Below are 25745 nucleotides of genomic sequence, written 5' to 3' on the forward strand. Positions count from 1 at the left end.
ATCTTTGAGATGGAAAATATTACTAATACAATATTTGAAAAGGCAAGCGTTTTTATCGCCGCGCGATGATGGAGAAATCGTACCCATCGAGCTGAGCCAGATAGATAGGATGGCGGCCGCCGACCACCGATTGCGCCAGGTCGCCTCGTGCCGTGCGTCGCTGGAACGTCCTTCCGTACAGGCGCGTCAATTTGCGCGCATCGAGACTGGCGGCCTCCTCGATCAGGGACGCGAGCGAGTAAATGCCTTCGTAGCAGGACTCACCAAAGGCATTCACGGGAGGTGGACTATCGCCGAACGCCGTATGATAACGCTCCAGAAACGCGCCATTGTTACGTGAGCGGATCGACCCGTAGTAGCTCGAAGCGGCGTAAAGATTCTCGGTTTCATCTACATTGAGGCCGTATGCCACGGTCTCGTCGATCGCCGAGGAAAACCGCAGCGTGCGCGAACTCAACCCGGCCGCACAGAAGGCGCGATTGAATGCGATGCAGTCAGAGCCCAGGAAATACGGAAGAACGACGTCCGAGCGCGTTGCCTTGATCCGGTCCAGCATCTCGTCGAAGTCATGCTGGCCGACCGGCAGATAATATTCACCCGTCACCGTGCCGCCGAAGCGGGCAATCAACCTGCGCGCAATCTGAAGGGATGAGCGAGGCCATACGTAGTCATTGCCGCAAAGGAAATATCGGCGCGCACGCCTTGTTTCCGAAAGCCATTGAATCGCGGGAGAAAGCAACTCTTCTGCGGTCTCACCGGTCGCCATGACGTCCAGCGTCGATGAGCGGCCTTCGAACTGCGGCGTATATATAAACGGAACGCGACCACGGGCCGCGCGCGCCACGAAATCGCGCGCGAAGCTCGGCAACATTCCGACGATGCCGTCGACACAATCGATGTCAATTGCATCGCGCGCGGCCCATCCCGCACTTGGGCCGGTTTCTCCGGCGTTCACGACGTGCAATTCGACGGGACAGCGCAGGACACCGGACATGGCGTTAATCTCGTCGACGGCCAAGCGTCCGCACGCCTCGGCTGACGGGGCCCAAAGCCCCGCGGCGCCGCTCTGCGGGATGAGCAGACATATCCGGACGCTACGCAACGATGGTGTCTCCGCACTTTCCGTGCACAGAACACTCACGAATCGTGCCAACGGCAATCCTGTGCCGGGACGGCCCGTTTGACGACGCGAACGCTCGATCCTGAAGGGAACATGCCCTTTTTCAGGGCGCCAGCCGATGCATTAGCCCCTTCCCTAGGCAGTTGCGCGCAAACCTGCTTTTCGCTTGCCCCTCGTTACGTTCCAAGGCAAATATTGAAATATCAAATAATTCGCTAAGGGTGCAACGTGGACCTCCCCGAACTCATCCGAGGTGTGAATCGCCGGCTTGAGCAGATGCTGGAAGCGGAGCTCAAGCCACGAAGCCTATCTCTTCACCAGTACCGCGTGCTCGAGGCGCTGACCGAAGGAAACGGGCTGCCGATGGGCGATCTGGCAACCCGTCTCTTGGTCGACGGTCCAACGCTCACAAAGATCATCGACAGAATGGTCGAGTCGGCGCAGGTCTATCGCGCGCCCGATCCACAGGACCGGCGCAGGGTCCTGATTTTCCTCTCGCAGCGAGGAGCAGAGCAATTCAAGGACATCGGCCCAATCATCAAATCCATTCAACAGAACCTTTTGAACAGGCTGGGCGCATCAGATGCCACAGTTCTGACGAGCCTGCTCTCGGAGTTGCTTAGCGACCGTGCCTCCGCGCATTCATACCCTGTTCGCGGACGAGAAACACTGATCCACGATTGATGGCCTTCGCCCGCGGGCTACTTCGTACGCCGGCGCATTCCGACAAGACCGTCATCGACAAGCTCGCGAGAGGTAGCACGGAACTTGCATAAATTCTGGGCGACATGGACGCCGCATGAACCTCATCAGTCTCGACATCCGCATGCTCCGGTCGCTGATCTCGGTGGTCGAGACCGGCAGCATCACCGAGACCGCGCGCCGGCTTGGCCGCACCCAGCCGGCGATCACCCTTCAGTTGCAGCGGCTGGAGGAGCTGACCGGCAAGCAGCTGTTCGAGCATGGCGGCCGGCGGCTGACGCTGACTGACGACGGCACCACCGTCCTCACCTACGCCAAATCCATCCTGAGGTTGCATGACGAGCTGATCTCGCAGCTGGCGTCACAGGAGATCGAGGGCCAGGTCGTGCTCGGCACGCCCGATCTCTACGCCGCGTTCATGCTGCCGCAGATCCTCAGCGTGTTCCGGAAATCCTTTCCGCGCGTGCAGGTGGAGCTCAACTGCGCGCTTTCGACGCCGCTGGTCGGCCTCGTCAAGCGCGGCGATGTCGACATCGCGCTCGTTACCCGCATGAACGATTTCACCGGCGGCCAGGTGGTTCGCCGAGAGCAACTGGTGTGGATGACCGGCGAGCAATCCGCCGCGCATCAGGAACGTCCGATCCCGCTCGCGCTATTGCCGCCGGGCAACATCTATCGCGACTACGCCATCGATACGCTGGAACGCGCAAACCTGCGCTGGCGCATCGCCTGTGTCAGCGAAAGCGTCGGCGGCCTTCAGGCCGCGGCCTTCGCAGGCATGGCGGTTACCGTGCTCGGGCGCAGCGCGCTGGTGCCGGCGATGCGCGAGATCGGGCCGAACGAAGGCCTTCCACCGCTGCCGAAGATCGAGCTGCTGCTCTACAAGTCGAGCGGCGCGACCTCGAAAGCAGCAACCGCCCTGCACGACTACCTCGCGCACTATCTGCGCCTGGACGAAGAGCTCAGCGGCAGGGGTATGCCGATCGAGCTGTCCTGAGACGACAAGATTGCGCGCGTCCCGCGCTCTCCCACAAAAAGTGGGAAAACAACCCCATGCACAGTAGACGGAGCTAGTCGGATCAAGGACTTACGCGGGCGGCAAAGAGGCCATGCACTGGCGGCAGCGTGGTTTGACATGTCGGGCAAAACAGCAGCAGGATCCCACCATGGCCCGTCACGCCTTGGTACGCGCTCGGTCCGATTCACGTAAAGCCAGCGGCGGCCAGAACCTGGCCCAGGGTTGCGCCTGCTCGAAGGCGGCGGCGATGCGGAAGATCGTGGGTTCGTCGAGCCAGGGCGCGACGATCTGGAGACCGACCGGCAGGCCGTCGCGGTCGAAACCGCAGGGCAACGTCGCCGCCGGCAGGCCGGCAAGGTTGATCGGCCAGGTGAAGGGCGACCAGCCGAGATGCGAGTCGACCTTGCGGCCGTCGATCGTATCGACACCGATCCGCCCGGCCTCGAACGCGGTCACCGCGACCGTCGGCGTCACCAGCGCATCGACACGCTCGAACAGCTTTACGAACGCATTGCGTGCCTGGCCTCGGCGGTAGCCGGCTTCGATGTAGTCCGTGCCGCTGAAACGCCGGCCGGCCGTGACGACATCACGATAGTCGGCCTCCGAGCTTGCGAGATCGGCAGCGGTCTTGGTCGCCACCGCCGCCGCCTGCTCGGTGAAGGCGATCGGCTTCAGCGTGTGCTCCAGAATGCCGGGATCGAGGCCAGGACCATCCAGGGTGATCTGCGCACCGCAACCGTCGAGAACGGCCAGCGCTTTGCTGAACGCGGCCCGCACATCCGGGCTGACAGCGGCGTAGCCGAGATCGGCGCTGGCGCCGATGCGAATCCCGTTCAACGGCGCCGCGTTGGTGTCGAAGCGGCGTGGCGACACCGGCAGGCTCGCGGGGTCGCGCAGATCGTAAGCAGCGATGATCTCCAAGGTGAGCGCGGCATCCGCGACGGTGCGCGTGATTGGCCCGGTATGGGCGAGCGAAGCCCAGGACGGCGGCGAGAAGCCCGGCGAGCGCGGCACCAGGCCGAAGGTTGGCTTCAGTCCGAACACGCCACAGAAGGACGACGGCACGCGGATCGAGCCGACGCCATCGGTGCCGATCGCGATCGGCCCGCAACCGGCGGCAACACCGGCTGCTGCGCCGCCGCTCGACCCGCCGCTGGTGCGGCCGGGATTCCAGGGATTCCGCGTCGTGCCGGTGACCGGGCTGTCGGCCGTCAATTTGTAGCCGGACTCGCAGGTGGTGGTCTTGCAGGTGATGATCGCACCGGACGCCTTCAGCGCCGAGACCACGGCGGCATCGACGTTGGGCACAAACGCCTTGTTCATCGGCGAACCGGCATAGGCCGGCACGTCCGCGACGAAGACGAGATCCTTGATCGTAACTGGCACACCGGCAAGCGGCCCCTTGGCCGCGCCCGCACTCATCTCCCTGGAGAGCCGGTCGGCCTCGGCCCTCGCCTGCTCGTACATCGGCGTCACCACCGCATTGCAGGCCTCGTTCGTCGCCTGAAGCGCAGCGATGGTGTCGTCGACCACATCGCGCGGGGTGAACGCCTTGCGCCGGTAGCCGGCCAGGATCTCGGTAACAGAGAGCGCACCAAGACCAGTCGGCGCCGGCGGGAAGGCCGTTCGGCCGGAACCATCAGTCATCATCAATCCTAAAGAACTAGCTGAGCGCCGCGTCGACGGCGCGCTTGGCCATGACCGTGACGAGATGCGCCCGGTAATCGGCTTCGGCATGAATGTCGGAGGTCAGACCGTCCGTATCGATCTTGATCGCGGCGATGGCCGAGGGATCGAAATTGGACGACAGCGCGGCCTCCATCGGCGGCACGCGAAAAACGCCAGGACCGGCGCCCGCCACGGCGACGCGGACACCATCGGCGAATTTGGCGACGAACACGCCGACCAGCGCATAGCGGGAGGCCGGCGCCTTGAATTTGGCGTAGCCGGCCTTCAACGGCACCGGGAAGCGGATCGCGGTAATGATCTCGCCCGGTTGAAGTGCCGTCTCGAACAGCCCAAGAAAGAACTCGTCGGCAGCGATCTCGCGCGTGCTGGTGATGACAGTCGCGCCGAGACCGAGCACGCCGGCGGGATAGTCAGCCGCGGGATCGTTGTTGGCGACCGAGCCGCCGATGGTGCCGCGGCTGCGCACCGCGGGATCGCCTATCATCGAGGCCAGCGCGGCGAGCCCCGGGATTTTCGTCTGGACCAGTTTGGAGGCGGCGACCACCGCATGCGGAGTCATTGCGCCAATCGTGATCGTCGGGCCGCCATCGGTGATGCCCTTCAGCGACCCGAGCTTCGACAGATCGACCAGCGCAGGCGGATTGGCCAGCCGCTGCTTCAGCGTCGGAATCAGCGTCATGCCGCCGGCAACGAGTTTGCTGTCCTCGATCGAGGTCAGAAGCTTGGCCGCATCGGGAATCTGGTCAGGCTGGTGATAGGCAAACGGCTTCATTGTTGTCCTCCCTATTCCGCGGCGACCGGCAGCGACGCGTTCTGCAACAGGCGCCAGATCCGGTTCGGCGTGGCCGGCATGTCGACATGGGTGACGCCGAGATGCGAGAGCGCGTCGACGACCGCGTTGATGACCGCCGCCGGCGAGCCGATGGTGCCGACCTCACCGCAACCCTTCACGCCCATCGGCGTATGCGTGCACAGGGTGGAATGGGTCGCCACCTTCATCATCGGCAGATGATCGGCGCGCGGCATGCAGTAGTCCATCAGCGAGCCCGACAGCAATTGCCCTGATCCTTCGTCATAGACGGCGTTCTCGAACAGCGCCTGGCCGACGCCTTGCACGATGCCGCCGTGCAACTGCCCCTCGACGATCATCGGGTTGATCACTGTGCCGACGTCGTCCACCGCAGTATAGTTGACCAGCGTCACCGTGCCCGTCTCCGGATCGACCTCGACCTCGGCGATGTGGCAGCCGCCGGGATAGGTGAAGTTGACGGGATCGTAGTAGGCCTGCTCCTCCAGCCCCGGCTCCAGCACTTCCAGCGGATAATTGTGCGGCACATAGGCAGCGCCAGCGATCTCCTCGAAGGTCTTGCTGCGGTCCGTGCCTGCGACCGAGAACTTTCCTGCCTCGAACTGGATGTCGACCTCGGCCGCCTCGAGCAGATGGGACGCGATCTTCTTGCCCTTGGCGATCACCTTGTCGGTCGCCTTCGACAATGCGGCGCCGCCGACCACGAGGGAGCGCGAGCCATAGGTGCCCATGCCGAACTGCACCCGATCGGTGTCGCCGAACACGATGTCGACATTCTCGAAGGCGACGCCGAGCTTCTCCGAGACGATCTGCGCGAAGGTCGTCTCGTGGCCCTGGCCGTGATTGTGGGTGCCGATCATGACCGTGACCTGGCCGGTCGGATGCACGCGCACCGTGGCGCTCTCGTAGAGGCCGCCGCGCGCGCCGAGCCTCCCTGCGAAGCGCGACGGCGCAAGGCCGCAGGCCTCGACATAAGTTGAGTAACCGAGCCCGCGGAACTTGCCCTTGCTGGCGGAAGCCGCCTTGCGTATGCCGAAATTCTTGACGTCGGCGGCGACCAGCGCGCCGTCGAGGCAGCCCATGGGATCGCCGGAATCGTACTGCACCAATACCGGCGTCTGGTAGGGATAGGCCTCCTTCGGGATCATGTTGCGACGGCGGATCTCGACACGGTCGATCCCCATCTCGCTGGCTGCGACATCGACGATGCGCTCCAGCACGAACGTCGCCTCGGGCCGGCCCGCGCCCCGATAAGCGTCAACCGGCACAGTGTTGGTGAAGACCACCTTCACGTTGCAGTAGATCGCGGGCGTGGTGTAGACGCCGCCAAGAAGCGGCCCATAGAGATTGGTCGGGATGTTGGGCCCGAAGGTCGAGAGATAGCCGCCCATATTGGCGAGCGTGTTGACGCGGAAGGCGAGGAATTTTCCGGTCTCGTCGAGCGCAAGCTCGGCCTCCGTGACATGGTCGCGGCCGTGACGGTCGGAAACATAGCCCTCCGAGCGGCTCGCCACCCATTTCACCGGCCGCCTGACGCGCTTGGCGGCCCAGGTGATCACGGCCTCCTCGCCGTAATGGAACTGCTTGACGCCGAACCCGCCGCCGACATCCGGCGCCACCACGCGCAGCTTGTGCTGCGGGATGTTCAGCACCAAGGCGCCCATCAGGAAGCGCACGACATGCGGGAACTGGCTTGTGGTCCACAGCGTGAAGCGATCGGTGCCCGGCTCGTATTCGGCGATCGCCGCGCGCGGTTCCATGGGGTTGCCGATCAGGCGGTTATTGACCAGGCTGAGCTTGGCGACATGCGCAGCCTTCTTGAACGCGGTCTCGACCGCGGCCTTGTCGCCGAGCTCCCAGTCGCAACAGATGTTGTTCGGAACATCGTCGAAAAGCTGCGGCGCATTCGGCCTGACGGCTTCGAGCAGGCCGACCACTGAGGGCAACACCTCGTAGTCGATCTTCAGCAGCTCGGCCCCGACATTCGCCTGCTCCGGCGTCTCGGCGACGACGAAGGCCACCATGTCGCCGACGAAGCGCACCTTGCCCTGCGCCAGCATCGGGAACGGCGGCTCCTTCATCGGAACGCCCTTGGCATCCGAGATGCCCCAACCGCAGGGCAACGAGCCGAGCCCATCGGCCTTGACGTCCTCGCCGGTCAGCACGGCGATGACGCCGGGCGCAGCCAGCGCCGCGCTCTTGTCGATACCACGCAGGACCGCATGCCCGTGCGGCGAGCGCACGAACACGCCTGCGGCCATGCCGGGGCGCTTGATGTCGGAGACGTAATTGCCGCGGCCAGTGAGAAAGCGCTGGTCCTCTTTCCGCTTCGGCGCGGCGCCAATGCCGATCACATTGCCCATGGTCACTCTCCCTTGGCGGCGTTCATGGCGGCAACGCCGGCCATCACGGAAACCACGATGTTCTGGTAGCCGGTGCAGCGGCAGATGTTGCCTTCGAGGCCGTGACGGACGTCGGCCTCGGTCAAATCGGGCTTCTCGGCAGCCAGCGCTACCGCCGTCATCAGCATGCCCGGCGTACAGAAGCCGCATTGCAGGCCGTGATGCTCGCGAAACGCCTCCTGCATCGGATGCATCAGGTTCGAGCCCGGCGCGCCTTGCAGGCCTTCGATGGTCAGCAGCGTCGCGCCGTCGAGCGCGGGCGCCAGCAGCGTGCAGCTCTTCACCGGCAGGCCGTCGAGATGCACGACGCAGGCGCCACATTGGCTGGTGTCGCAGCCGATATGGGTGCCGGTCAGGTTGAGCTGCTCGCGCAGCAGCTCGGCGACGAGGGTCGCCGGTTCGACATCCACGGTGGTCGGGCGGCCGTTGAGTGTAAAGGATATCTGCACGGTCATGCTCCTGTGCGCGACGGGTCTTCAGGCAAGTGGCAACGCGCTGCCGGCGGCCCATGTGGCCATCACGACATCGCCTACGGCGAAGGGATCTGCGAAGAAGGTCTTTTCCGGCACGTAGGCGACGAACTCGTCGTCCGGCACCGTGTCGAGCATGACCTTGACGAAATAGCCCTGGTATTCGATCGCGAGCACGCGGCTCGGCAGCGAGGTTGTGCAACCCGGGGGCAAGTCTCTGCCGGGCCGGACCAGCGCGACGTCGTCGCGGCGCACCGCGATATCGACCTTGTCGCCGACGCTGACGGCCGAGCGTGGCCGCAACGGCACCTCGATGCCATCAGGCGCAGCCTGCGCGAGCGTGAAGCTCGCGCCGTTGACCTTCTCGACGCGGCCCGACAACACGTTCTGGCCGCCCATGAACTCGGCGACATAGCGATCGTGCGGATGCGCGTAGACGTCGCGCGCCGGACCCGCCTGCTTGATCTTGCCCTGCTCCATCACGACGACGAGGTCGGCCAGCGCAATCGCCTCGAGCTGGGTATGGGTGACGTGGATGAAGGTGATGCCGAGCTCCTGCTGCATCCGCCGCAGCTCCTGGCGCATCTGGACGCGGAGCTGCTCGTCGAGCGCAGACAGCGGCTCATCGAGGAGCAGCACGCGCGGCTCGGTGATCGCGGCCCGCGCCAGCGCCACACGCTGCTGCTGGCCGCCGGAAAGCTGGGCCGGCAAGCGGTCGGCGAACTGCGTCAGCCTGACCTTCTCAATCATGGCATCCGCTGCGCGCAGCCGATCGGACTTGGACTGGCCGCGCACGCGAAGTGCAAAGGCGATGTTCTCCCGCACGGTCAGATGCGGGAACAGCGCGTAAGACTGAAACATCATCGCGGTGCGCCGTTGCACCGGCGCAAGACCGACGACGTTCTGGCCACCGATCACGATCTCGCCGGCGGTCGGGTCGTCATGGCCTGCGATCATGCGCAGGATCGTGGTCTTGCCACAGCCGGACGGGCCGATGAAGCAGCAATAGGCACCGTCCTCGATCTTCAGATTGACGCCGTCGACCACGTAGGTCGCGCCGTCAAAGCTCTTGCAGACGCCCGCCAGTTCGATATCGCCGCGATCGCTCTTCATTCCTAACCCTTTGTCGCGCTGCCGCGCCTTTTCTGGATCAGCACGATGGTGCCGAGGCTCGCACCGATGACGACGAAGGAGACGATGGTGGTCACCGTGCCGAGCGCGTAGAGCGAGGGCGAGGTGACGTTCAGCGTCATGCTCCAGATTTCCAGCGGCAGCGTGTTCAGCGAGCCTGCCGTCTGCAGGCTGCGTGCAAACTCGTCGTAGGACAGCGTGAAGCCGAACAGCGCAACCGCGACGAGACCGGGCGCCAGCACCGGGATCATCACCAGCCGGATCGACTGCCAACGGCTGGCACCGAGATCGTACGCCGCCTCCTCCCAGACGTGGTTGAAGCGCGACATCACCGCGAACATCACGAGCACGCCGAACGGCAACGTCCAGGACAGCTGCGCGCCCAGTGCCGACGTGTACCAGCTCGCATTCAGCCCGAGCGCCTGGAACAAAAGTCCCGTCCCGAGACCGAGCACGAGGCCGGGCGCGACCAGACTGCCGATCATCATGTAGAAGACAAAGGTGTCGCCGCGAAATCGCTTGCGAAAGCCGAGGCCGGCGAGGAACGACACCACCACAGTGATGACGGTGACGATGACCGCAAGCTTGATCGAGCGGTCGAAAGACCCCATGACGTCGCCGGTCCGCACCTGCGTGAAGAGGTCGACGAACCAGTGCAGCGAATGCCCCTTCATCGGAAACACAAGTCCGCCGCGGATGTCCTGGAACGAGAGGATGTAGATGCAGAACATCGGGCCGTAGAGCGCGATGACATAGAAGGCAAACAGCGTCGCCAGCACGTAGAACGTCCAGGGCCGGCCGCCCTTGCTCGGCGCGATCGCTTTGGTCGTCGCGGGCGCGACCGTCTTCGACACGTCGGACTTTGGCACATCGGCGAGAACCGCGCTCATCGCGTGATCTCCTGCCGGATATCCACGGTGCGGAGGATCAGCGAGACGATCGCAACCAGCACCAAGGTCAGCAGCACGGCACTGGCCGCCGCAGTCGGATATTGCAGCACGCCGACGTCCTCGTAGAAGGCGCTGACCACCGACGCCGATCCGCCGCCGGACATCACCTTGACCACGAAGAAGTCGCCCATCACGATCGAGACCACGAAGATGGTGCCGAGCGCGATGCCGCTCCTAGACATCGGCACCACGACCAGGCGCATGATGTCGAAACGGCTGGCGCCAGCGTCGATCGCGGCCTCGATCAGCTTCTTGTCGATCCGCGCCATGGAATTGAAGATCGGCACGATCATGAAGATCGTGAGCTGATGGACATAGGCGATCACCACCGCGAGATCGGAGAACAGCAGCACCTCCAGCGGCTGACGGATCACGCCCGTTCCAAGCAGCGCCTGGTTGATCAGGCCTTCCTTGCCCAGGAGCGGAATCCAGGAAATCATCCGGATGATGTTCGAGGTCCAGAACGGCACTGTGCACAAGAGAAACAGGCCGATCGCGAGCAGCTGGTTGCGGACGTGGAACACCAGGAAGTAAGCGACGAAGAAGCCGATGATCAACGTGAAGATCCAGGTCAGGACCGTGAACTTGATCGTCGCCAGATACAGCTTCAGCGTCAGCGCCGAATGCAGGACCTCGACGTAGCTTGCCAGCGTGAAGCCCGGCGTCAGCCCGCCAAAGCCGTCGGTGGCGAAGAAGCTCGCCGCCAGCACCACCAGGATCGGCGCCACGCAGAACGGCACGAGCACCAGGACAAGCGGCGCGACATAGAGCCAGCCGGCGAGATTTGCGCGTGGCGGAGTTTGACTGGACTGCATAGCGGCAAACGCCTCGAAGTCGGTCTTCTCGCACCGGCGCGTGACGGCGCCGGCGCATCGCTTCAGGTCGGGGAAAGCAGGTTTCAGGCCACCTTGAAGTCGTTCCAGCGCTTGTTCATGTACGCCGCTTCGTCCATCAGCGTGTTCCAGCACGAGATGTTCTTGACGCGATCGAGGAACGAGCCGCCGTCACGCTTGGTGCCGGCCTTCTCCATCGGCACGCCGTAGGGATCGTTGACCACCTCCGGCGCCGGCTGCCCCTCGTACCAGAACGCCCATTCGGCCGGGGTCAGGAATTTCTTCGCGGTCGAGGGCACCGGGCTGTAATAGCCGTAGCGCGCGACGAAGCCGCCCTGCCAGCCGGACAGGTACCAGTTGAGATATTCATAGGCCGCATCGAGCTTCTTGCCGGAGAGATGCTTCATCAGGCCCATGCCGTTGCACCAGCCCCGATAGCCTTCCTTGCCGTTCTTGACGTTGACCGGCGCGTAGACGCAGGGAATTTCCTTGACGCGCACCGCCGCGACCGCCGGCGACCACATCGACTGGATGACCACTTCCCCCGCAGCCATGAGCTGCACCGACTGGTCGAAGGTGGTCCAGGTCGCACGGAACTGGCCCTGCTTCTTCAGCTCGATCAGCTTGTTGCAAGTGAAGTCGATCTCCTCCTTGGTCATGTTGCCCTTGTTGCCGTACTTGATCAGTCCGGCGCTTTCGAAGCAGAGCGCGGCATCCATGATGCCGATCGCGGGCACGTCGAGGATCGCGGCCTTGCCCTTGAACTTGGGATCGATCAAGTCCTTCCACTCGGTCACCTGGTGGCCGACGAGGTCGGGACGATAGCCGATGGAATCGGCGTTGTAGACTTGCGGCAAGAAGGTGGCCCACTCGGTGACGCCGTCGTGCAGATCGGTGGAATCGGGCTTGGCGATGTACATGGCCTCATAGGGCGAGATGCCCTGGCGCGGGATCTTGTGGCCATCGATCTCGCCCTTGGTGAAGATCGGCAGGATGTTGTCGAACTCCTTGATCTTCTTGACCTGAATGCCCTGGATCACGCCGCGCTTGGCCGCGAGCTTGGCCTGCCAGCCCTCGAGGTCGGCGATGTCGACCGTATTAGGCTGGCTAATGAAGCGATTGATGGCGGCGGAGGTATCGAGGTTCTGCATCGTCACCTTGAAGCCGAGATCCTTGGCGGCCTGGTCGCCGATCGCCTTCACCACCGAATAAGAGACGCCGACGTGGCGGAGCTCGATGTCCTTGATCTCCTGCGCCCAGATGGTCGGGAAGCCGCGGATCGCGTCCGAGCCGACGGCCGCGCCCGCGACCGCTGCAGCACTCTTCAACAGCCTGCGGCGGCTCAGTTTTCTTACATCCGCCGGCTCCGCTCCGGCCTGGTTGGCACCAACATTCCCCTTGTCCCTGTCAAGCATGGCAACCCTCGTTGGTTACGATGAGCGGCCGCAACGATCTTCAGCGATCCCTGCGGATGTGATCAATTGCGCTTGAGGCTATTGACGGGATTTCGCGAAGTAAAATTGGAAGTAAATATTCGCGACATAAGCGCGCCTAATGGCTCAACTCTCTGCATTTCATTCCAGCACGCAGCTTACGAAGGCGGCAGGCAGGCAAACCGCGTCGAGCCCCGCTCGGCTGTCATCTCGCGGACCATCCAGATCCTTCAGCACGCGAGTGATCGTCGCCGCCACCGGCTTCATCTGCGAGAAGGCGAGCGCGCTCGCAGCGAGCAGCGCAAGATGCACCGATACGACTTTGTCTGCACTGTCAAAGCTTGCTGCTCTCGCCCCATCGCGACAACGGCGCAATTTGCGCCGACACCGACCGAACGGATTCTCGGTGAACACGCCGCTCAGCGACGCGGGAGGGCGGAACCGATCGCGCACAAATCGGCGATCATTCACACAGGAGAATTTTCCTGCGCCGGCAACGGTTCCTGATCATCGCGAAGTCGACATTGCCCTCGCAGCGCCATCGCACGTAGGCTATCGACGCCGGCGGCCATCCTGCAACTTGACGGTGATCAGATTCCGCACCGCCTTGTTCCGATAGCTTCCTTCGCGCAAGGCAGTCCGGGAGCATCGGGAATAGTGCGAGAGCACCTCCTGAGCCGCCGGAGCAAACAGCAAAGACGCAGCCGCGAGGAGTTGCGAAACCGATATCTGCTGCGCTGCCCCTTCGGCAAACGCCCTCTCAACCGCCTGAAAAGGAGCGAGACAGTGTCGTCCCTGCAGACCAACAAGCAGAAGCTTGCTCCGCCATGGAGCCATCACGAAATCGAGCAGGTGAGGTTGCTCATCTTGGAAGGGAAGAGCTTGTACGCTGTCTCGCGACGTCTTGGACGAACGCCACAAGCGGTGAGAAAAATTGCCAGCAGGCTGAAGCTCCCGCTCCGATCTTTTCATCTCATGAGCTGATTTCTGTCTCGATCTCCGCCACTGACTGACACTGCTCTCAAGCGCACAGCTGCGGACCGCCCTCGCCCCGCCGGTTGCCCCGGTGAGGTGTGCTGAGAGGCCTTCCATATTCTCTTTTGAATTTATCTGACCCATTGGAACGCAATCAATTTTCAATGAGTTTGCATCCAAGAGCGAGATGCGGCGTAGCCCTCTGGGTTCATCGGCCGACGCAATGTATTGAGGCGCTTGCGCCCACAGCGTAGGCAAACCGGAAGGCGCGTTGCGCATCAACGCGGGATATTCGCACGGCAGGACTCCGCATATTGAGAATGTGAGGAAACGAGCTTCAGCGCAGAGTTCCGGTTGTGCGCGGCATTTTGCAGCACCGGCTCAATCCAGATGAACGAAGCTCAGCCCCTCCCCCGACTAAGGCGTAGCAGCGGTTGAAGCAAGCAGAGGCCTGGGCTCGACGTATGGCTAACGGATTCGTAGTCTGGTTCAACAAGTTCAAGGGCTACGGCTTCATAAGGCCCGACGGCGGAGGCAAGGACATATTCGTTCATATGTCCGCCGTCGAAGAAGCTGGGCTGCCAACGCTCATCGAAGGCCAAAGAGTGAGCTACGAACTCGTTTCCGTCGCGGACAGGGTAACGGCCAGTCGCCTGCGCGTCGGAGCCCATGAAGCCAAGTCTGAAGGATGAATGGAGCTTTCGTACTATCGCAAGTTCGAGCTCTTCGTGTCACTTTCGGGGCTGGATGTTCTCGATCATGTCGTTGTAACGACCAATGAGGTCTACCAGCTCGGCCCCGTGGCGCGACAAGAAACAAGCAATGCTGGAACCAACGATTCGTATGGTCGCGTCGATCTGTTCCAATAGATCGCGCCGCGCAGCGTCACAATACTCGGCAACGAGTACGTCAGTCGACAATTCGCTTGCAATCCTCATGGTCGCCGACGCTGACGCTCCAGGTTGCGGCATGACTTCGAACCAGCGATCTGCCCGCGCGCTCCGCTCAACCGCTTGAGGCGAGCCATCAGCAACGTCCCTTTCGACGTCGATAGAAAGCAACTCTAACGTTTCGTTGTGAAGGCGATCAAGCTCGGTCCTGGAACGATCGAACATGCTGCTCAACTGCGTGAGCTGAAGCCACGCGAGCCTCAAATGTTGATACGGCGACAACTGGTTGTGGATCCAGGGATAGTCGCCGGCAACAACGCGACAAACGATCAGGTCGCCGTATACGGTCCGCAGATTGAGGAGCGCCGCGAGCTCCGCTTTCAGGCGCTGATGAACGGTCGATATCCCCCCTCTCATCCGCTCGGGCACGAACTCGAACGACGGATCGGACTGGCGCATCAGCTCTTCACCGGCCAGTTCGATGATCGAAACGATCCGCTCGTCAATCTCACCGGGCGTTAGCCCATCCACCCTGTTCATTTTCACATATTCCAGCAACGCCCGGCGCTTCGACACCTGACCAGCATCATCGGGCCTGCGAATCCCCAACGCGGAGCCTCTCAGGGTCCAACGGCTTTCGGAAGCCCCAATCTATGTCTATTATTTAGGCAATGGAAGAAATCCAGCTCGTGCCGGGGGCCGGTCGAGCGATCGGATCCGGTCGCAGAGCTGCTGGCTCGCCAGGACTTCGATCGTGGGCAGCGGGCTTTGGACGCCGGCCCATCGATCGTGACCGGCGCTATAGCCAATAAGTTGGGACGGTAAGAAAAGGCGGGGATCTCAGCAACGAGAACGACGCCGCCCGGCCTGAAATCAGGCTCCGAGCAGCCGCCACAATCCTCTGCGCCGCCAGCCCAGGCGCGGCGTCACTTCAGCCGGACAGCGCAAGGCGCGCACCAGTATGCTGCCAGACTTTGCCGGAGAGGCAGGAGCTCAATTGTTGGCGGGCCTGCCGTATACCGATTGTCGCGACCTTGCGCTGCTGCCGGCCCAGCCTGCGCGCGACAGATTGCCCTGCTGCCGCTTGCGGCCGAGCAGGTCATCGTAGATCTCCAGCGTGCGCAATGCGATATCGGACCAATCGTACCGCACCGCACTCTCGCGGCGTACGATTTCGCGTTCGGTTGCACTCGGACGCGTCTTCGTCAGCGCCAACAGCTTCGCACCCAATTCCTCGCAATCACCGACATGGAAGATGTGCTCGGGATCAGCCACCACCTCCAGGTTGGGTGCGATATCACTTACCAGCACCGGCAATCCATAGCTGAGCGCTTCGAGCAACACGATCGGCAGCCCCTCATGCGACGACGGCAGGACGAACAGCGCGGCGTGGGCGTAGAGTTGTCGCAAGCCATCGCCGGTCTGGAATCCGGCCATGACGACGTTCTGGTGGCCGGCCGCTTCCCTAGCCAGCTGATCCGCGTACTCGTTCCGGTGGTCGATCTTTCCAACTATGGCGAGCTTCCATCCGGGCAGCGCGGTCGCCAGGAATGCTCGCAACAGATCGAGTTGTCGCTTCTCGGGAACAAGCCGACCGACCGTCAATACGTATCGTCCCGGCTCCAATCCCAGCTCGACCACCTTCTCGCTTTGCTGTGGCATGTCCGAGAATACCACGCCATTCGGCACCACCTCGCAGGGTTTGCCATATTTGGACATGACAAGCTCGCCGATGCTGCGGCTGACCGCGATGCGCTTGCTGGCGTAGCGCATTCCGAGCGCTTCGCCGGTCCTCAGCACCGTGCGCGCCGCCCAGCCCCATTTCTCCCTGTTGTAGTCCTCGCCATGATGCGTGACGACGACCCGCAGGCCGACGGCACGAAGCAATGGCGTTACGATTGCAGGCCCAATGCCATGGATATGGACCAATGCCGGACGCCGCACCATTGCAACAATTGCGCAGACCACGGAATGGAGCAGAGTCTCGAGGTACTTGTTGCTCAGAGTCCACAGCCGCAGCACCCGCACGCCCCTCCACACCTTGGGGACGTCCGACGCAACATAGGGCGACCGCATGCAGACGGTAACCCGTCTGCCGAGCTCCACCACCCTTGGTGCAAGATTCTCTGCGTGTGTCTCGATACCACCCTGAATCTGAGGGAAGCCACGGAAGCCGAACATGTAGATCTCACGCCTGCTCATCTGGACTTCCTTCCAATCTAATTGTTCATAAAGGTTCGCAACGGGTAATGCTCGTCCGGCGTCACGCGTCCCTTGACCAGGCGGGCCTTGACGGTCTTGTTCAAGAACGACGTTCGCTCGACGTGCGGCGACGGGCGCACGTCGGAATAATTGATGTAACTATCAAAGCATATGCTCTTGCCCATCGAGACCTTGAGCTTGTTCTTGAGGACCCACAGCAGCGGCTCGCTCTTCGGAAACTGAGGGACCAGGTTGGATCGCATCGCGGTCCGCGCGGTGGTCACCATCCAGCAGTTCTGTTCACAGCCCGCGACCTTCTTCCGTGTCTGCTGAGCGACGTCGCTGTTCATGATCTCGTCCCACGATTGCCGCGCAAGATTTCCCATCGGCAGATCCGAGCGGACGTTGCAGGCCCAGACGTCCGACCAGGGGTCGATAAAAGCGAAATCCTTGCCCGCGCTGCATGGGATCAGCCGATCATGACCAAGAATCTTCTCGATCAGGCCAAGGTTCAGGTAGGCCCGAAACCAGTTCTTTGGCTTCGGACTACGCAGCATCGCCGAGATGAGCCCCTCGACCTTCCGGGCCACTGCCTTCCGGTCGTAGAAGTAATTGTCGTTCTTGTAGAACTGCCACGCATTGTGGAGCGTCGACGTCGCCAGCTCGAATCCCTCCTTGCGAGCGAACTCGTAGACGTTGACAAGCTGATCGACATTTTCGTCCTGGATGACCATGGCGAAGCCAAGGTCGGTGCCCCCTGCCTCGCGCAGCATACGAAGCCCGGCGATCTTGGTGTAGTAACCGTCCTTCTCGCCGCGAATTCTGTCGCTCGTCTCCTGATCGCCCTCGAGCGAGAAGCGTACCTTGATGTTGGGGTGCTTCTTGATGATCGGAACGAGGCGCTCAGGATGCAGCCCGTTCGACGATATCTCCGTCACTCTTGCCTTCGGATAGAGAAGATCGATGATCTCTCCGAGGTCCTTGCGAAGCGTCGGCTCTCCACCCGACACGTTCAGATTGTCGAAGCCGGACGGAAGCTTCGACAGCGTGGCCAGCGACACCTCTTCCTTCGGCTCGGTTGGATTTTGCCAGATGTAGCACATCTGACACTTGGAGTTGCAGCGGAACGTCGAAATGACGGTGAGGTCCATTTTATGATCCAACTTTCCTATGTAAGCCAGCTGTTGCAATCAGATTCTCGTACAACGAGAACAATGCCGAGCCATGATCTTCGAGCGAGTACTCGTCCTCGACAATTCTCCGTGCGTTGCGACCGAACGCTTCGCGCCGGCTGCGATCGAGGAGAAGATCGCTGACTTTTTCGGAGAGTTGAGACGCATTGCCAGGATCGAACAGCAGACCTGTCGTCCCTTCCCTGACCATCTCTGGAATTCCGCCAATGCGCGAAGCAATGATCGGCTTACCGTGCGCCATCGCCTCGAGGATCGAGAGCGGGCTGTTCTCGTGCCAGACCGAAGGCACCACGATCACCCCGGCTTCGCTGATCGTTCGTTCAAGGTCGCTGCCCGTAAGGTGCCCCCTGAACTCCACCGCAGGGTACTTCCGCCGAAACTCATCAAGAAGCGGTCCAGTGCCGGCGACCACCAGCCGCCAGGCGCCTTGAGCCGCGGCATGGGCTTTGAGGAGATCCTCGACGCCCTTCTCGGGTGACAAGCGACCAAGATACAGCGCGTACTCATCGTCGCCGACGGACGTCTCGATACGCGATGCATCTATTCCATTGGGAATATGAACCACCTTGGCCGCACCGAACCTGCGGACGATGGCTTCATACATGAACCTGCTCGGCGCAATGAACTTTTCGACGCGATGATAGCTTCCGAGCAGCGCGTGATAGCGCGCCTCCGCCCAAAGCAGAGCGCTGCGCCCGAGAGACCCGTCGGCGCAGCGCCGCGCGAGAATCGTCTCGAACGCGCCGTCCCCGCATCTCGTACACACCTGCCCGTTGCTAAGCTGCGTGTACACGGGGCACACCGGTTTGTAGTCGTGAAGTGTGAGAACGACGGGAACCCCCATATCCGCGGCCGCCGTGACGATTGAGGGGGTCAGCTGGTGATAGATGTTGTGACAGTGCAGTACATCCGGCTTCTGATCTCGGATGAGGCGCCTGATTTGCGAGACAGCTTCGGATGAATGGATAAAGGACAGCGCCGATCTCAGCTTTTCGCGCCTGGATGATGCGCGATACGATTTCTGCGAAACGAAATACGATTGGAAGCGTGATGGAATGTTTCGATCGTCATTCATGGAGAACTCGATGACGTCGACATTCCGCCTGCGCATCAACTCCATCTCGTCGAACATCACGACTTCGGAGCCGCCGTTACGAAAGAAGAACTTGTTCGCAAACAACACTTTCAGAGCGCGTCGACCCGATCCGTCAGGCCGGTCTCGTCTCCAAGACGGAACCTGTGTCTCCGGATCCAGCCGCGAGCGCGCCACCGAAACAGCGACATCGTCGGTGAGATCGAACGAAGGCTCCGTCATCGCCGCGGTCCTCGTCTGGAGATCGAAACAGGCCGCGCTGCAAGGCGGACACCAACGCCTGCAGAATGGTGTTCGGCGGGGCGGCGCAAGGCTGATCTCGTCGCAACTACAACCATCAGCAGGATGATAGGCGGCCGCTATGCGCCGATATTGACGGCCGTCAACTTGGTACCGGTGCGCGGCCTAGGATAGAGATGGCCCTTTTCGAGTCGGAATGCTGCCCAATTCTGCGGATACCGGCTGCGTCTGGGACGCGCTCGAGCGTCAAAACGACATATCTTCATAATCAGCGAGAACTGCACCGTGACTGCCGGAGCGCAACTGCTCGATACAATGCGGAGCGCGGATGCCCGAGCACCTTGAGCCAACTGGCGCAGCCCCCGATCAGGGGTTGATCGCGTTGGTCATGATGCTCCGATTTAACGGCCTTGCCGTGGATCCCGAGCGCATCCGTCATCAATTCGGGACTATTATCAGGGTCGCCGAGGTTCTCCGCTGTGCCAAGGAGCTCGGCTTGAAGGCCCGTGTCGTCAGGACCAATTGGACTAGGCTTTCCCGTCTACCGATGCCCGCGCTCGCCATCCTTCGTGAGGACAGATTTCTCATCTTCGGAAAGGCAACCGACGAGCGGGTCATCGCGCTGGAGCCGGGTCGTCCACAACCGGTCATGATGTCGCGGATGGAACTCGAAGCCATCTGGGACGGCGCGGTCATTCTGATGACGCGTCGAGCTTCTCTTTCCGATCTTGCGCGGCGTTTCGACATAACGTGGTTTCTCGGCGCAATTCGAAAATACCGACGACTGCTCCTCGAAGTCCTTGCGGCCTCGTTCTGCCTTCAGCTGTTTGCCCTCGTATCACCGCTCTTCTTCCAGGTGGTTATCGACAAGGTTCTCGTGCATCGCAGCATGAGCACGCTGGACGTACTCGCCATCGGCCTCGTCGCGACCGCGCTGTTTGAAACGATCCTTGGAATTCTGCGCACCTACCTTTTCTCTCATACCACCAACCGCATCGACGTCGAACTCGGCGCTCGGCTGTTCCGTCACCTGTTGGCGTTGCCGATCGGCTACTTCCAGGCACGGCGGGTGGGTGACTCCGTCGCGCGGGTCAGGGAACTCGAAAATATCCGCAATTTCCTGACGAGCTCGGCTCTGACCTTGATCATCGACCTGTCCTTTTCGGTTGTCTTCATCGCCGTTCTGGTCTTCTACTCGCCGACGCTAGCCTTGATCGTTCTCGCCTCGCTTCCGGTCTATGTCGCGATTTCTGCCGGAGCGACGCCTTTGTTCCAGCGGCGGCTCGACGAAAAATTCCAGCTGGGTGCGGAGAACCAGGCCTTTCTCGTTGAGAGCGTCACCGCCATGGAAACGCTCAAGGCGATGGCCGTGGAGCCTCAGATGCAACGCCGCTGGGAGCAACAGCTGGCCGGGTACGTCGCGGCGAGCTTTCGTGTCATCAGCCTGGCGAACGTATCCAGCCAATCGGTCCAACTCGTGAACAAACTGGTCAGCGTGGCCATCCTCTATTTCGGCGCCCGGTTCGTCATGTCCGGCGATCTTACCGTCGGCGAATTGGTTGCCTTCAATCTGATCTCCGGTCGCATCAGCGCGCCGGTCCTTCGATTGGCTCAAACCTGGCAGGATTTTCACCAAGCGAGGCTCTCGATCGCGCGCCTCGGCGACATCCTCAATACAGAACCGGAGCCTGTCTACAGCCCCGGAAAAATGGCGCTGAGTACCATCCGAGGCGATATTGCGTTCGAACAGGTGACCTTTCGCTACCGCATCGATGGGCCCGAGATCCTTCGAGATGTGCAGCTGCACATTCCGGCAAGGCAGGTCATTGGAATAGTGGGCTCCTCGGGATCGGGAAAGAGCACTTTGGCCAAACTGGTGCAGCGCCTGTATATCCCGGAGCGAGGCCGGGTTCTGGTCGATGGGATCGACCTGACTCAGGTGGACCCCGCCTGGTTACGCCGACAGATCGGTGTGGTTCTCCAGGACAGCGTCCTCTTCAACTGTTCAATCAGGGACAATATCGCTTTCGCGGATCCCGCGACATCGACGGAGCGTGTAATTGAAGCAGCCACGATGGCCGGTGCGCACAATTTCATTCTACAACTACCGAACGGATACGACACGGTCGTCGGAGAACGCGGGAGCAGCCTGTCCGGCGGACAGCGTCAGCGCATTGCGATCGCACGCGCGCTCGTGACCGATCCCCGGATCCTGATCTTTGACGAGGCGACCAGCGCACTCGACTATGAGAGTGAGCACATCGTTCAACAGAACATGGCAAAAATCGTACAGGGCCGCACCGTACTCATCATCGCGCATCGGCTATCGGCCTTACGAATGGCCGACCGGATCATCACGATTGAAGAAGGCCGCCTGGTCGAGGATGGTCCTCATCAGGATCTGGTCAAGCGCGGAGGACGTTATTCAAAGCTCTACCGCCTACAGTCGGGCTTCCATGACCTTACATAGTCCACATTTCGCGAGCGCCGAGACCAACAGGCGCCACGATGGAGCTCACATCAGCATCGACGAGGCCGCATGAAACAAACAACCGCAAGAACGTTCGACGATCCGGGGTTGTTTGTGTTCGACCTCCTGCTCCGACTGCGTGGTGTCGACAGCAGCCTCGACCATATTCGCCAGCGCTTCAATCAAGCGCCTATCGATGTCCCGGAGATGCTCGCCTACGCGAAAGAGCTTGATCTTTCCGCAAGCTGTGCCCTGACCGATTGGGATGGACTGTCGACATCGACCTTACCTGGCATCCTGCCGATTCGCGGCGGAGGCTTTCTCTTGCTTGGAAGGGTGCATGGCCACGAGGCTGTGGTGATGACCTCTGGCGCCGAAAGGCCGTCTATCATTTCAAGACACGAGCTCGAGGCCAATTGGGACGGGCGACTGGTCGTGGTCGCCCAACGACGCGCCGTCACCGTTCGGCTCCTGCGCTTCTCGCGATACTGCCTGGAGTTCATTCGGCGTGCAAAGGAACGCTCCCTGATCGTCGGGGCACGACTGGCTCGTATGCTTTCGTCTCTCGCCGATCGCGCGCCGGCAAAGCAGCGGCCGGCCGCGCCGACGGAGCCTCCCCGGAATGCGAACAGCGGGAGCGCTGTCATTGTATTCGCGGATCACGCACGCAAGCTCGGACGCGCCGTCGCGGGGCTGACACCTTCCCGCGGGTCTCATCCGAGCGAAGCACTCGCATTCCTCCCAGCAGCGCTCGAAATCGTCGAGAGCCCTCCTTCGCCGATTGGACGTACCATCGTCATCAGCATCGCGGCCGGCTTCGTTGTCGCCTTGCTGTGGGCCAGCCTTGGCACCATCGACATTGTTGCTGTCGCTCCGGGCAAGATCATCCCGAGCGATCGAACCAAGACCATTCAGCCATTCGAGACCGCCGTTGTGCGTGCAATTTACGTTCAGGACGGCCAGACCGTCAGGGCCGGAGAGCGCTTGATCGATCTGGATGCGACCATTACGGCCGCAGAACTGAACCGCCTCAAGAGCGACCTGACGAGTGCGCAGCTCGACGCCGCCCGTTTGACGGCGTTGCTGTCAAACAAGACTGATCCAGCTTCGGCGTTCAACCCGCCACCGTCGACCACACCTGCCCTGACCGAGATGCATCGTCGCTTTCTCGTCAGCCAGAACACCGAGCAGGCCGCCAAGATTGCCGCGATTGATCGCCAGATCTCGCAAAGGGAAGCTGAACGAGCCACTTCCAGGGCGTCGATCGACAAGCTGAAGGCTACAATCGGCCCGCTCCAGCAGCGCGTCGAGATACGCGAGCAGCTGTACCAGAAGGAACTCGGATCCAAGCTGCAGTATTTGACGGAGTACCAGGAGCTGGTCGGCCAACGGCAGGAAATACTCGTTCAGCAAAGCCGTTTTAGCGAAGCGGATGCCGCCATCGCGGTCCTGGTGGAGACCCGCAACAAAACCATTGCCGAGTACGAACGCGCATTGTTCGAGGAGCTCGCAAAGGCGGAACAGAAAGCTGCCGGCCTGAGCCAGGACGTCATCAAGGCCGAACGGCACACCGGCCTACAAAATCTGACGGCACCGATCGACGGCATAGTACAGCAGCTCGCCGTTCACACTGTTGGCGGTGTGGTCACTCCGGCGCAACCAATCATGATGATCGTTCCAATCGACAGCAATCTCGAAGTCGAGGCCATGATCTCGAACCAGGATATCGGCTTCGTCGAGGCAGGCCAGGACGCGGCCATAAAGATCGACACCTTCAATTTTACCAGGTACGGACTGCTACATGGCAAGGTCCTTAACATCTCCCAGGACGCCATTCCGCGCAACAAGCCACCGGAGAACAATAACGCGAAGTCCTTCGGTGCCGGGACAGCAAGCAGCGAACCCATTGGACAGGAGCTTGTCTACGCGGCGCGGGTGTCGCTCGACCGCAGTTACATGAACATCGAGAACAAGCGTGTCAGCCTTTCTCCCGGCATGGCCGCCACCGTCGAGATCAAGTCTGGATCGCGCAGTGTCATCAGCTATCTCTTGTCACCGATCATGCGGTACAAACAGGAGAGCATGCGGGAGCGGTAGCATGCGAGCACTATGAAAGCGTACTCGCTCCAACCCGACAATGAGCGCCGCCCTTTGGATCACGAGCTCTCGCTGGTCCGGGAATGCTCAGATCCGACGTGCTGGCGAGCGATCTCCAGCGGCGCCATCAGCTCGTCACCCCTTCAGCAGTCCTCTATCGGCGACGAAACACCACCCGCCCTGACGATACCAAAGCGGCTTTAGGTTCAATCGATCGCCGCGGGCCGGTCACCTCTCCCGCTTGCGGGAGAGGTCGGCGCAAAGCGCCGGGAGAGGGCTTGCTCCTCTCGGAGATTGTCCCATCTGGGATACACCCTCTCCCCAGCCCTCTCCCGCTGGCGCAGGGCAATCGCATATGGTGCGCACGGCGCGGCGGCATCGGCACTAGGCTCCCTCCCCCGCTTGCGGGGGAGGGTTGGGGAGAGGGTGTATCCGCGCTGAGATTATTGAGATTAACTGAGGACGTCCCTGCGTAGCGAGAGCCCTCACCCGCCGCGCTCTGCGAGCGCGTCGGCCTCTCCCGCAAGCGGGAGAGGCGGAGCAAGCCAGCGGACAATCCCCGTGAAATCCATATGCGATTGCCCTGCCCGCTGGCGGGAGAGGGAGGGCACCGCCGTCGATGCAATCAAGCATCCAGGCGCGCTTTAGCTTGTCAGACCGGGCTCGGCTTGCTTGATGAGGCCAGCCCGGCTGAGCGCGGCGGCGGCTTTCTTTATCACCTCCCAGGGCAATTTGGATCGTTCGGCGATGTCGAGAAGTGAATGATCCCCGTCCGACATGTTCAGGATCCACAGCAGCCCCATCTGGAAGTCTCCGGCCGCGAGCCCGCCCAATCCACCATAAAGGCCATAGTTGCCCAATTTTGGCTCGCAGAACGGCTTTTCGTTCCGAAAGCAGGCGTTGTTCTCGATGACATCGATCGCCGCTATCGCCTTCGCTAGAGTATCGTACAGCGCAGCAGGGCGAACGAAGTCCAGATTATCGGCAGAGCTGTGATACTCCGCGAACTGACCGAAGGGCGTTCGCATCACGGTCCCAACCGGCAGGTTAAAGCCAGGCGAGCAATATTGCCGCTCATCGTAGCCGTAAGGTGAGAACTCCTGAATTTCGTGCGGTTGGCCGCTCTGCTCAAGCACGTAGGACCAGGCACGATCAATCTCTGCGTTGCCGCGGCGGCTCCTTTTGTAGGTCATCGCCCCCGAATCGCCGACGCAGGTCAACACAAATCCGTGCTTCACCCGACCGACATGAGCCTGGTTGAGCGCCAACCAGGTGATCGCTCCGATAGTCCCCGGTATGAAGACGAAGCGATAGGTATACCTGAGCTCCATCCTCCGCAGATACTGCGCCAGCGCGGTTGCCACCGCGATCCCGGACAGGTTGTCATTGCAGAGCGACGGATGGCAGATATGGCAGGAGATCAGCACCTCGTCCGAGGTACGGCCGAGCAATCTCAAATCCCCATAAGTCAGATGGCCTGCGGCAAGATCTGCATCGACACAGACCTCGTATTCGCCGTCGGGCATTGCCAATAGTTGATTGTGCGGAAGACAGAAGCCCCAGGTCTTCTGGTAGTAGCTTGTCCGATAGGGGATCCAGTCCGGCTTTTCCGGGTCCGAGTAGAGGTGAGGCCTAAGCTCGTCGAGCGTCATGCGCGCCCTCACCGGGACGCTGTAACCAAGAAGGTGCAGGTTCGACTTCTTGAAGTCGATCACGCGCTCGCCGGCGCTGTTCTTGACGTATGCATCACGCACGTTCCACTCTGGTGGAACGGTCCAATCGAATACCTGCAGGCCGGACGGTACTTCGCACGTGGTAAGCGGGATATAGTTTCGGATGAGATCGATCGTTCTTCGGGTCCCCGCTCCCGTTATGCTGCGGGAGATGGGATACATCTCTGCAATGAACTCGTGGAGTGCACGTCCGGTCTTGTCCGCCGACAGATCAACGGCCGCGTCACTCTCCCTGAGATCCGCGAGGTCTGCATGCCTTGCGATATCATCCATGCGCCCTCTCCCTCGGATCCAAT

Annotated in this window: 20 protein-coding genes; 5 read left to right on the forward strand and 15 right to left on the reverse strand. The window is 61.6% G+C overall.

Going from position 1 to position 25745, the window contains the following annotated elements; all coding sequences use genetic code 11:
* Positions 1 to 52: 52 nt before the first annotated feature.
* Positions 53 to 1102, reverse strand: a complete 1050-nt coding sequence (locus AC1RQP_RS18665; protein WP_492938422.1) for a substrate-binding domain-containing protein — start codon at positions 1100 to 1102, stop codon at positions 53 to 55.
* 246 nt (positions 1103 to 1348) lie between these two features.
* On the opposite strand from AC1RQP_RS18665, the gene AC1RQP_RS18670 reads away from it, so the two are divergent.
* Both AC1RQP_RS18670 and AC1RQP_RS18675 read left to right on the forward strand, forming a co-directional pair.
* Positions 1349 to 1804, forward strand: coding sequence for a MarR family winged helix-turn-helix transcriptional regulator (locus AC1RQP_RS18670; RefSeq protein WP_239622852.1), 456 nt, complete (start codon positions 1349 to 1351; stop codon positions 1802 to 1804).
* Positions 1805 to 1919: 115 nt separating this feature from the next.
* Positions 1920 to 2819, forward strand: coding sequence for a LysR substrate-binding domain-containing protein (locus AC1RQP_RS18675; protein WP_131873151.1), 900 nt, complete (start codon positions 1920 to 1922; stop codon positions 2817 to 2819).
* A 177-nt stretch (positions 2820 to 2996) separates the two neighbouring features.
* On the opposite strand, the gene AC1RQP_RS18680 is transcribed toward AC1RQP_RS18675, so the two are convergent.
* From AC1RQP_RS18680 to AC1RQP_RS18720, 9 genes are all read right to left on the reverse strand, one after another.
* Complete coding sequence (locus tag AC1RQP_RS18680) at positions 2997 to 4487, reverse strand: amidase (RefSeq protein WP_492938036.1); 1491 nt, start codon at positions 4485 to 4487, stop codon at positions 2997 to 2999.
* A gap of 16 nt (positions 4488 to 4503) precedes the next feature.
* Positions 4504 to 5301, reverse strand: coding sequence for an FAD binding domain-containing protein (locus AC1RQP_RS18685; RefSeq protein WP_492938037.1), 798 nt, complete (start codon positions 5299 to 5301; stop codon positions 4504 to 4506).
* A gap of 11 nt (positions 5302 to 5312) precedes the next feature.
* Positions 5313 to 7700 carry a xanthine dehydrogenase family protein molybdopterin-binding subunit gene (locus AC1RQP_RS18690; RefSeq protein WP_194388037.1) on the reverse strand — a complete coding sequence of 796 codons (2388 nt, stop codon included), beginning with the start codon at positions 7698 to 7700 and terminating at the stop codon, positions 5313 to 5315.
* Between the two features lie 2 nt (positions 7701 to 7702).
* A complete protein-coding gene (locus AC1RQP_RS18695) occupies positions 7703 to 8194 on the reverse strand; it encodes a (2Fe-2S)-binding protein (protein WP_492938038.1) in 492 nt (163 codons plus the stop codon).
* A 21-nt stretch (positions 8195 to 8215) separates the two neighbouring features.
* Positions 8216 to 9322: an ABC transporter ATP-binding protein gene (locus AC1RQP_RS18700; protein ID WP_061882165.1), complete on the reverse strand. Its 1107-nt coding sequence runs from the start codon at positions 9320 to 9322 to the stop codon at positions 8216 to 8218.
* A gap of 2 nt (positions 9323 to 9324) precedes the next feature.
* Entirely contained in the window at positions 9325 to 10230 is a 906-nt protein-coding gene (locus AC1RQP_RS18705) for an ABC transporter permease (protein WP_492938039.1), read from the reverse strand.
* Positions 10227 to 11105 (reverse strand): ABC transporter permease, encoded by an 879-nt coding sequence (locus AC1RQP_RS18710; RefSeq protein WP_492938040.1) that lies wholly within the window; start codon positions 11103 to 11105, stop codon positions 10227 to 10229. Before AC1RQP_RS18710 ends, AC1RQP_RS18705 begins: the two co-directional genes overlap by 4 nt.
* A gap of 83 nt (positions 11106 to 11188) precedes the next feature.
* Positions 11189 to 12538: an ABC transporter substrate-binding protein gene (locus AC1RQP_RS18715; protein ID WP_492938041.1), complete on the reverse strand. Its 1350-nt coding sequence runs from the start codon at positions 12536 to 12538 to the stop codon at positions 11189 to 11191.
* A 159-nt stretch (positions 12539 to 12697) separates the two neighbouring features.
* Positions 12698 to 13027, reverse strand: coding sequence for a hypothetical protein (locus tag AC1RQP_RS18720; RefSeq protein WP_239622845.1), 330 nt, complete (start codon positions 13025 to 13027; stop codon positions 12698 to 12700).
* Positions 13028 to 13995: 968 nt separating this feature from the next.
* Between AC1RQP_RS18720 and AC1RQP_RS18725 the strand changes: the two genes are divergently transcribed.
* Complete coding sequence (locus AC1RQP_RS18725) at positions 13996 to 14223, forward strand: cold-shock protein (RefSeq protein ID WP_492938042.1); 228 nt, start codon at positions 13996 to 13998, stop codon at positions 14221 to 14223.
* A gap of 39 nt (positions 14224 to 14262) precedes the next feature.
* Here AC1RQP_RS18725 and AC1RQP_RS18730 read toward each other — a convergent pair whose 3' ends face one another.
* The 4 genes from AC1RQP_RS18730 to AC1RQP_RS18745 form a co-directional block, all read right to left on the reverse strand.
* The gene (locus AC1RQP_RS18730) at positions 14263 to 14997 is read right to left on the reverse strand and encodes a hypothetical protein (protein WP_492938043.1); all 735 of its coding nucleotides are present in this window, start codon (positions 14995 to 14997) and stop codon (positions 14263 to 14265) included.
* Positions 14998 to 15414: 417 nt separating this feature from the next.
* The gene (locus AC1RQP_RS18735) at positions 15415 to 16602 is read right to left on the reverse strand and encodes a glycosyltransferase family 4 protein (protein ID WP_492938044.1); all 1188 of its coding nucleotides are present in this window, start codon (positions 16600 to 16602) and stop codon (positions 15415 to 15417) included.
* Between the two features lie 38 nt (positions 16603 to 16640).
* Positions 16641 to 17774 carry a radical SAM protein gene (locus tag AC1RQP_RS18740; protein ID WP_239622841.1) on the reverse strand — a complete coding sequence of 378 codons (1134 nt, stop codon included), beginning with the start codon at positions 17772 to 17774 and terminating at the stop codon, positions 16641 to 16643.
* 1 nt (position 17775) lies between these two features.
* Entirely contained in the window at positions 17776 to 19131 is a 1356-nt protein-coding gene (locus AC1RQP_RS18745; protein WP_492938045.1) for a glycosyltransferase family 4 protein, read from the reverse strand.
* A 346-nt stretch (positions 19132 to 19477) separates the two neighbouring features.
* Between AC1RQP_RS18745 and AC1RQP_RS18750 the strand changes: the two genes are divergently transcribed.
* Both AC1RQP_RS18750 and AC1RQP_RS18755 read left to right on the forward strand, forming a co-directional pair.
* A complete protein-coding gene (locus tag AC1RQP_RS18750) occupies positions 19478 to 21619 on the forward strand; it encodes a type I secretion system permease/ATPase (protein ID WP_239622839.1) in 2142 nt (713 codons plus the stop codon).
* Positions 21620 to 21688: 69 nt separating this feature from the next.
* The gene (locus AC1RQP_RS18755; protein ID WP_492938046.1) at positions 21689 to 23716 is read left to right on the forward strand and encodes an HlyD family type I secretion periplasmic adaptor subunit; all 2028 of its coding nucleotides are present in this window, start codon (positions 21689 to 21691) and stop codon (positions 23714 to 23716) included.
* 644 nt (positions 23717 to 24360) lie between these two features.
* On the opposite strand, the gene AC1RQP_RS18760 is transcribed toward AC1RQP_RS18755, so the two are convergent.
* Positions 24361 to 25722 (reverse strand): DUF4910 domain-containing protein, encoded by a 1362-nt coding sequence (locus AC1RQP_RS18760; protein ID WP_345946108.1) that lies wholly within the window; start codon positions 25720 to 25722, stop codon positions 24361 to 24363.
* Positions 25723 to 25745 lie beyond the last annotated feature (23 nt).

Source organism: Bradyrhizobium sp. GW821-FHT13H06, assembly GCF_058803975.1.

Excerpts from the sequence above, each read along its gene's own strand:
- AC1RQP_RS18675 (WP_131873151.1), top strand. The coding sequence starts at position 1,920 with ATGAACCTCATCAGTCTCGACATCCGCATGCTCCGGTCGCTGATCTCG.
- AC1RQP_RS18680 (WP_492938036.1), bottom strand. The coding sequence starts at position 4,487 with ATGACTGATGGTTCCGGCCGAACGGCCTTCCCGCCGGCGCCGACTGGT.
- AC1RQP_RS18685 (WP_492938037.1), bottom strand. The coding sequence starts at position 5,301 with ATGAAGCCGTTTGCCTATCACCAGCCTGACCAGATTCCCGATGCGGCC.
- AC1RQP_RS18690 (WP_194388037.1), bottom strand. The coding sequence starts at position 7,700 with ATGGGCAATGTGATCGGCATTGGCGCCGCGCCGAAGCGGAAAGAGGAC.
- AC1RQP_RS18695 (WP_492938038.1), bottom strand. The coding sequence starts at position 8,194 with ATGACCGTGCAGATATCCTTTACACTCAACGGCCGCCCGACCACCGTG.
- AC1RQP_RS18700 (WP_061882165.1), bottom strand. The coding sequence starts at position 9,322 with ATGAAGAGCGATCGCGGCGATATCGAACTGGCGGGCGTCTGCAAGAGC.
- AC1RQP_RS18705 (WP_492938039.1), bottom strand. The coding sequence starts at position 10,230 with ATGAGCGCGGTTCTCGCCGATGTGCCAAAGTCCGACGTGTCGAAGACG.
- AC1RQP_RS18710 (WP_492938040.1), bottom strand. The coding sequence starts at position 11,105 with ATGCAGTCCAGTCAAACTCCGCCACGCGCAAATCTCGCCGGCTGGCTC.
- AC1RQP_RS18715 (WP_492938041.1), bottom strand. The coding sequence starts at position 12,538 with ATGCTTGACAGGGACAAGGGGAATGTTGGTGCCAACCAGGCCGGAGCG.
- AC1RQP_RS18725 (WP_492938042.1), top strand. The coding sequence starts at position 13,996 with ATGGCTAACGGATTCGTAGTCTGGTTCAACAAGTTCAAGGGCTACGGC.
- AC1RQP_RS18735 (WP_492938044.1), bottom strand. The coding sequence starts at position 16,602 with ATGTTCGGCTTCCGTGGCTTCCCTCAGATTCAGGGTGGTATCGAGACA.
- AC1RQP_RS18740 (WP_239622841.1), bottom strand. The coding sequence starts at position 17,774 with ATGGACCTCACCGTCATTTCGACGTTCCGCTGCAACTCCAAGTGTCAG.
- AC1RQP_RS18745 (WP_492938045.1), bottom strand. The coding sequence starts at position 19,131 with ATGACGGAGCCTTCGTTCGATCTCACCGACGATGTCGCTGTTTCGGTG.
- AC1RQP_RS18750 (WP_239622839.1), top strand. The coding sequence starts at position 19,478 with ATGCCCGAGCACCTTGAGCCAACTGGCGCAGCCCCCGATCAGGGGTTG.
- AC1RQP_RS18755 (WP_492938046.1), top strand. The coding sequence starts at position 21,689 with ATGAAACAAACAACCGCAAGAACGTTCGACGATCCGGGGTTGTTTGTG.
- AC1RQP_RS18760 (WP_345946108.1), bottom strand. The coding sequence starts at position 25,722 with ATGGATGATATCGCAAGGCATGCAGACCTCGCGGATCTCAGGGAGAGT.